General features: G+C 63.7%; 5 protein-coding genes. 3 read left to right on the top strand and 2 right to left on the bottom strand.

What is annotated here, in order from left to right; genetic code table 11:
• Positions 1 to 1857, bottom strand: a 1857-nt coding sequence (dnaE, locus tag EOA27_RS16155) for a DNA polymerase III subunit alpha (RefSeq protein ID WP_127256679.1), incomplete at its 3' end; no start/stop codon positions are given.
• Positions 1858 to 1979: 122 nt separating this feature from the next.
• Positions 1980 to 3992: an acetyl/propionyl/methylcrotonyl-CoA carboxylase subunit alpha gene (locus tag EOA27_RS16150; RefSeq protein ID WP_126082376.1), complete on the bottom strand. Its 2013-nt coding sequence runs from the start codon at positions 3990 to 3992 to the stop codon at positions 1980 to 1982.
• Between the two features lie 242 nt (positions 3993 to 4234).
• Here EOA27_RS16150 and EOA27_RS16145 point away from each other — a divergent pair, with 242 nt between their 5' ends.
• The 3 genes from EOA27_RS16145 to EOA27_RS16135 form a co-directional block, all read left to right on the top strand.
• The gene (locus EOA27_RS16145; RefSeq protein ID WP_126082375.1) at positions 4235 to 5362 is read left to right on the top strand and encodes an S-(hydroxymethyl)glutathione dehydrogenase/class III alcohol dehydrogenase; all 1128 of its coding nucleotides are present in this window, start codon (positions 4235 to 4237) and stop codon (positions 5360 to 5362) included.
• Positions 5363 to 5427: 65 nt separating this feature from the next.
• Entirely contained in the window at positions 5428 to 5997 is a 570-nt protein-coding gene (gene gfa, locus EOA27_RS16140) for an S-(hydroxymethyl)glutathione synthase (protein WP_126060495.1), read from the top strand.
• 110 nt (positions 5998 to 6107) lie between these two features.
• Positions 6108 to 6765: hypothetical protein (locus EOA27_RS16135; protein WP_127256677.1), on the top strand; the 658-nt coding region annotated here is incomplete at its 3' end.

Below are 6765 nucleotides of genomic sequence, written 5' to 3'. Positions count from 1 at the left end.
GTCTATGTCGACGCCGCGCCGGCGGATGAGCTTCACCGCCGTTTCCAGCACGGTCAGCGTCTTCAGGCCGAGGAAGTCGAACTTCACCAGACCCGCCTGCTCGACATATTTCATGTTGAACTGGGTGACCGGCATGTCCGAGCGCGGATCGCGGTACATCGGCACCAACTCGGACAACGGCCGGTCGCCGATGACGATGCCGGCGGCATGCGTCGAGGCATGGCGGTAGAGGCCTTCGAGCTTCTGCGCCGTATCGAGCAGCGTCTGCACGATCGGCTCCTTTTCCGCCTCCTCGGCGAAGCGCGGCTCGTTGGCGATGGCATCCGCCAGCTTGACCGGATTGGCCGGGTTTTGCGGCACCATCTTGGAGAGCTTGTCGACCTGGCCGTAAGGCATCTGCAGCACGCGGCCGACGTCGCGCAGCACCGCTCGCGCCTGCAGCGTTCCGAAGGTGATGATCTGGCCGACCTGGTCGCGGCCGTATTTCTGCTGGACGTAGCGGATGACCTCCTCGCGCCGGTCCTGGCAGAAATCGATGTCGAAGTCCGGCATCGAGACGCGGTCGGGGTTAAGGAAGCGCTCGAACAGCAGCGAGAAGCGCAGCGGATCGATATCGGTGATGGTGGTCGAATAGGCGACCAGCGAACCGGCGCCCGAACCGCGCCCCGGGCCGACGGGAATGCCTTGCGACTTGGCCCATTTGATGAAGTCGGCGACGATCAGGAAATAGCCCGGAAACTTCATCTTCTCGATGATGCCGAGCTCGAATTCGAGCCGCTCGCGATATTGCTCGACCGTGTAGCCCGGCGTCGGGCCGTGCGCGGCAAGCCGCGCCTCCAGCCCCTCGCGCGCCTGGCGGGCAAGCTCTGCGGCTTCCGCCTTTTCCGCCGCGTCCTTGTCGGCCGCGTCGGCGCCGGTGAAGCGCGGCAGGATCGGGCTGCGGTTCTTCGGATAGTAGGAGCAGCGCATCGCGATCTCGACCGTGTTGTCGATCGCTTCCGGCAGGTCCGAGAACAGCCGCGCCATCTCGGCCTGGCTGCGCAGGAAATTGTCCGGCGAAAGCCGCCGGCGATTGTCCGCGGCGACCACCGATCCCTCTGCGATGGCGATCAGCGCATCATGCGCCTCATAGTCCTCGCGTTTGGAGAAAAACGCCTCGTTGGTGGCGACCAGCGGCAGGTCGTGCGTGTAGGCTAGGTCGACCGTCGACTTTTCGACCATGCGGTCGTAGCCGGCGACCCGCTCCAGCTCGACATAGAGCCTGTCACCGAACAGGCCCTTGAGGAACAGCAGCCGCTGTTCGGCAAGGTCGCGCCGGTCCGCCTTGAGCGCGCTGCCGATCGGACCGCGCGGGCCGCCGGTCAGGCAAATCAGCCCATCGGACCGGCCTTCCAGCATGGCGCTGGTCAGGTGCACCGGCTCGCCGGGCGGCGTCTCTAGATAGACCTTGCTGATCAGCCGCACGAGATTGGCATAGCCAGCCTCGCTGGCGGCGATCAGCACGACCGGCGACATCTCCGGCCCATGCCGGCGACGGTCGCGCTGGCCGTCGCTCGCCTCGCCGGAAAAGGCGAGATCGACCTGGCAGCCGATGATCGGCTGGACGCCGTCCTTGACCGCCTTCTGGGCGAATTCCAGCGCGCCGAACAAATTGTTGGTGTCGGTGACCGCTATCGCCGGCGCCTCGTCCTTGACCGCATGGCCGACGATCGCGCCAAGCTGAAGCGCGCCTTCGAGCAGCGAATAGGCCGAGTGCACGCGCAAATGGATAAAGGTCCGCGCCGGCGCTTCCGGCCGCGCGGCCCTCACGGCTGCTTCGCGCTGCAACGGATCGCGTGGAAGTCGTTCATCCGCCATGTTTTTTCGCGCTGTCCCAAAGACTCAATCTGTTGAGATGTATTGTCCCGGACGCGGCCGTGCCAGTCCAGCACAAATGACCGACAGGGCACAGGCTTAGGCCGGCTGGCTACCGCCTCTTCTCAGGCGAACTCCATGATCACCGCATCGACCGCCAGGCTGTCGCCTGGCTTGGCGTTGAGCTTGGCTATCGTGAGGTCGCGCTCGGCACGCAGCACATTTTCCATCTTCATGGCCTCGACCACGGCAAGCGTCTCGCCGGCCTTGACCTCTTGGCCCTCGGCCACCGCGATCGAGACGACGAGGCCCGGCATCGGGCAGAGCAGCATCTTCGAAGTGTCCGGCGGCAGTTTCTCAGGCATCAGCCTTTCGAGCTCGGCAGTGCGTGGCAGCATCGCGCGCGCCGTCACCGACATGCCTTTCCAGGCAACGCGCAAGCCGTTCAGCATCGGACGGATCTGTGCGACGACCTTGTCGCCGCCGACCTTGCCCTGCCAGAGCCCGTCGCCCGGCCGCCAGTCGGAGGCAACGGTCAGCGGCTTGCCGCCGTCGATCAACAGATCGACCTCCATCGGGATCGAGACCATGCCGTCGACGATCGCGACCGGAAAATAGTCCGCGCCGATCTTCACCACCCAGTCGCGCTTGAGATGGCCGGAATGCGGCGCCAGGCGGCCGCTCAGCCGATCGAGCCGGTCGCGGCGCAAAAGTTCGATCGCTGTTGCGACGGCGGCGAAAACCGCCCTCTCCTCGCCATCCGGCGCGACCGGGGAAAAACCGTCCGGATATTCCTCGGCGATGAAGCCGGTCGACAGCCGCCCCTCACGCCAGCGCGGGTGCTGCATCAGCGCCGAAAGGAACGGGATGTTGTGCTCGATGCCGTCGACGACGAAGCTGTCGAGCGCCTCCGACATGGCGTCGATGGCCTCCAGCCTTGTCGGCGCCCAGGTGCAGAGCTTCGCCACCATCGGGTCATAGAACATCGAGATTTCGGAGCCTTCGGTGACGCCGGTATCGTTGCGGATGACGATGTCGCCGAACGTGCCCTCCTGCGGCGGCCTGTAGCGGGTCAGCCGGCCGATCGACGGGAGGAAGTTGCGGAAAGGATCCTCGGCATAGAGGCGGCTCTCCACCGCCCAGCCGTTGAGCTTCACGTCGCTCTGCTTGATGCCGAGCTTCTCGCCGGCGGCGACGCGGATCATCTGCTCGACCAGGTCGATGCTGGTGACCAGTTCGGTCACCGGGTGCTCGACCTGCAATCGCGTATTCATTTCAAGGAAATAGAAGTTCTTGTCCTTGTCGACGATGAACTCGACGGTGCCGGCGCTCTGGTAGTCGACGGCTTTCGCTAGCGCCACCGCCTGCTCGCCCATCGCCTTCCTGATCTTGGCGTCGAGGAATGGCGACGGCGCCTCCTCGACCACTTTCTGGTTGCGGCGCTGGATCGAGCACTCGCGCTCGCCGAGATAGAGCGCCGTGCCATGCGCGTCGGCCAGCACCTGGATCTCGATATGGCGCGGATCGACGACGAATTTCTCGATGAAGACGCGGTCGTCGCCGAAGGAGCTTTTCGCCTCCGAACGCGCCCGGTCGAAGCCGTCGCGCACCTCCGCCTCGCTCCAGGCGATGCGCATGCCCTTGCCGCCGCCGCCGGCCGAGGCCTTGATCATGACCGGATAGCCGATCTCGCCGGCGATCCGCTCGGCATGGTCGGCGTCTTCGATGACGCCCAGCCATCCAGGCACGGTCGAGACCTTGGCTTCGCTGGCGAACTTCTTCGATTCGATCTTGTCGCCCATCGCCTTGATGGCCTTGGGCTTCGGTCCGATGAAGACGATGCCTTCTTTCTCCAGCGCCTCGCAAAATGAGGCGCGCTCCGACAGGAAGCCGTAGCCCGGATGGACGGCCTCGGCGCCGGTTTCCTTGCAGGCGGCGATGATCTTCTCCGGAAGCAGATAGCTCTGTGCCGCCGGCGAAGGCCCGATATGCACCGCCTCGTCGGCCATTTCGACATGCACGGCATCGCGATCGGCATCCGAATAGACCGCGACGGTGGCAATGCCCATCTTGCGCGCCGTCTTGATGACGCGACAGGCGATCTCGCCGCGATTGGCGATCAGGATCTTCTTGAACATTCGGATGTCGTTCCTCCGGCGAAGCGGACCAGTTCTATGGATAATTCCGGCGCGCCTCAAGTGTCCGCAGGCCGGCGTCCCCCGGCGACGATTGCAGAAACCGCGCCGAAAAACGTCGCAAGAGACGTTGGCCGCCGGAGCGGAACTCGCTAAGCTTGCGATCAAAGGGATGGCAGGCTGGCATTCGCCACGGGCAGCCTGCCGTTAGCTAAAACTTACAGATCGCTTGGGAGGAATGCCTCATGAAAACGCGTGCCGCCGTTGCCGTCGCCGCCGGAAAGCCGCTGGAGATCATGGAGGTGGACCTTGAAGGCCCGCGCGATGGCGAGGTTCTGGTCGAGGTGAAGGCGACCGGCATCTGCCACACCGACGAATTCACCCTGTCGGGCGCCGATCCGGAAGGCATCTTTCCGGCGATCCTGGGCCATGAGGGCGCCGGCATCGTCGTCGATGTCGGCAAGGGCGTCACCTCGGTCAGGAAGGGCGACCACGTCATCCCGCTCTATACGCCCGAATGCCGGCAGTGCCCGTCCTGCCTGTCGCGCAAGACCAATCTGTGCACCGCCATCCGTGCCACTCAAGGACAAGGCCTGATGCCCGACGGCACCTCGCGCTTCTCGCTCGGCGGCGAAAAACTCTTCCATTACATGGGCTGCTCGACCTTCTCCAACTTCACCGTGCTGCCGGAGATCGCGGTCGCCAAGGTCAACCCAGACGCCCCCTTCGACAAGATCTGCTACATCGGCTGCGGGGTCACCACCGGCATCGGCGCCGTCATCAACACCGCCAAGGTCGAACAGGGCGCGACCGCCGTCGTCTTCGGTCTTGGCGGCATTGGCCTCAACGTCATCCAGGGGCTTCGCCTTGCCGGCGCCGACATGATCATCGGCGTCGATGTCAACAACGACAAGAAGGCCTGGGGCGAGAAATTCGGCATGACGCATTTCGTCAATCCGAAGGAGATCGATGGCGACATCGTGCCTTACCTGGTCAACATGACCAAGCGCGGCGCCGACCAGATCGGCGGCGCCGACTACACCTTCGACTGCACCGGCAACACTAAGGTGATGCGCCAGGCGCTGGAAGCCTCGCATCGCGGCTGGGGCAAGTCGGTCATCATCGGTGTCGCCGGCGCCGGCCAGGAGATCTCGACGCGGCCCTTCCAGCTGGTCACCGGCCGCACCTGGATGGGCACCGCCTTCGGCGGCGCGCGTGGCCGCACCGACGTACCGCGGATCGTCGACTGGTACATGGAAAAGAAGATCCAAATCGATCCGATGATCACTCATACGCTGAAGCTCGAGGACATCAATAAGGGTTTTGACCTCATGCATGAGGGCAAGTCGATCCGCAGCGTCGTGGTTTACTGAGGAAAGCCACCAGGCCGCAGGCCGGAACGCCGGCGACCTCTGTGGTAAAACATGGGAGGAATGGAATGGCCGAGAAACTGCATCCGAAGATTGACAATGGCTTGCCGAAGGAAAGCGCATCCTTCTCCGGCGGCACGCTGGTCTGCCTCTGCACGAGCAACCCTGTGAAGGTGAAGGTCAAGGGCCAGATCGCTCACGACCACGCCTGCGGCTGCACCAAATGCTGGAAGCCGGAAGGCGCCATATTCTCGGTCGTGGCCGTCGCCGGTACCGGCGACGTCACCGTCACCGAGAATGGAGACAAGCTGAAGGTGGTCGATCCTTCGGCGCTGATCCAGCGCCACGCCTGCACCGGCTGCGGCGTCCACATGCATGGCCCGGTCGAGCGCGACCATCCCTTCAAGGGCCTGTCCTTCATCCATCCGGAACGCTTCGAGGAGGACGGCTGGTCGCCGCCGGGCTTCGCCGCCTTCGTCTCCTCGATCATCGAATCCGGCGTCGACCCCAGCCGCATGGACGGTATCCGCGCGCAACTGAGATCGATTGGGCTCGAGCCCTATGACTGCCTCAACCCCGGCCTGATGGACTATATGGCCACCTGGACGGCGAAGAAGTCCGGCGCGCTGCCGGCCTGAGCCCAGTCGGTCCGGTGACGACCGGGCGCTCCTGCGTGAAATGCTTCATGGAAATTGCCAATGGGCGATCGAAAGATCGCCCATTGGTCGACGTTCGCCCGGAGGGACAAATGCTGGCAACAGCCATCGCAGCGGCCGTGCTCTTGATCGGGATAGTTCTCGCCTATGGCATCAAACGGTTTTCCCTTGGCGACAGTGTAACCCTGATCGCTCTCATGATCATTCCGTTGCTCGCTTATGGGGTAGTGTCCGGCGATATCAGCGAGTTCACCGGGCCGGGTGGCTGGGGCGCGAAATTCCGCGAGGAAGCCAAGAAGACAATCGACCCGATACCGATCAGTTCTTCCATTGTCGAAGGCGAGTTCGTCGCCAAGGGCGACTTCGTCCAGCTTGAGAATGTCGATCGCAATTTGGCGCCGGGAAAGCCGGTGAGCATGACTTTGCAGCTTGGCCGTGGCGACTATTATCAGGCGCCCGTCATTGCAGAGTATATCCGTGTCCTATCGCAACATGATCCCGACATGTCGGTAGTGGTCATCGACCCTGCCGGAAAGTATGTCGCCTCAGCCAAGGGCAGCGTCGTGCTGGCGCAGCTGACCGATAACAGGAACTCTGAGCAGATCAGCCGTCTGATGGCTGCCCTGCGGGGGTCCGATCCGGCGGCGATTCGGACGGTCGGCGGCTTCTCCGACAAATCCATCGCCGACACGGCCAGCAACGTCGACGCCTTGCAGAAAATGCAAAGCGAGAATACAGCCAGACTCGTGG

It is taken from the genome of Mesorhizobium sp. M2A.F.Ca.ET.037.01.1.1 (genome assembly GCF_003998075.1).
Classification (GTDB): domain Bacteria; phylum Pseudomonadota; class Alphaproteobacteria; order Rhizobiales; family Rhizobiaceae; genus Mesorhizobium.
Note: the sequence above shows the minus strand (reverse complement) of the source record. Positions and strands in the feature narration are given on the sequence as shown.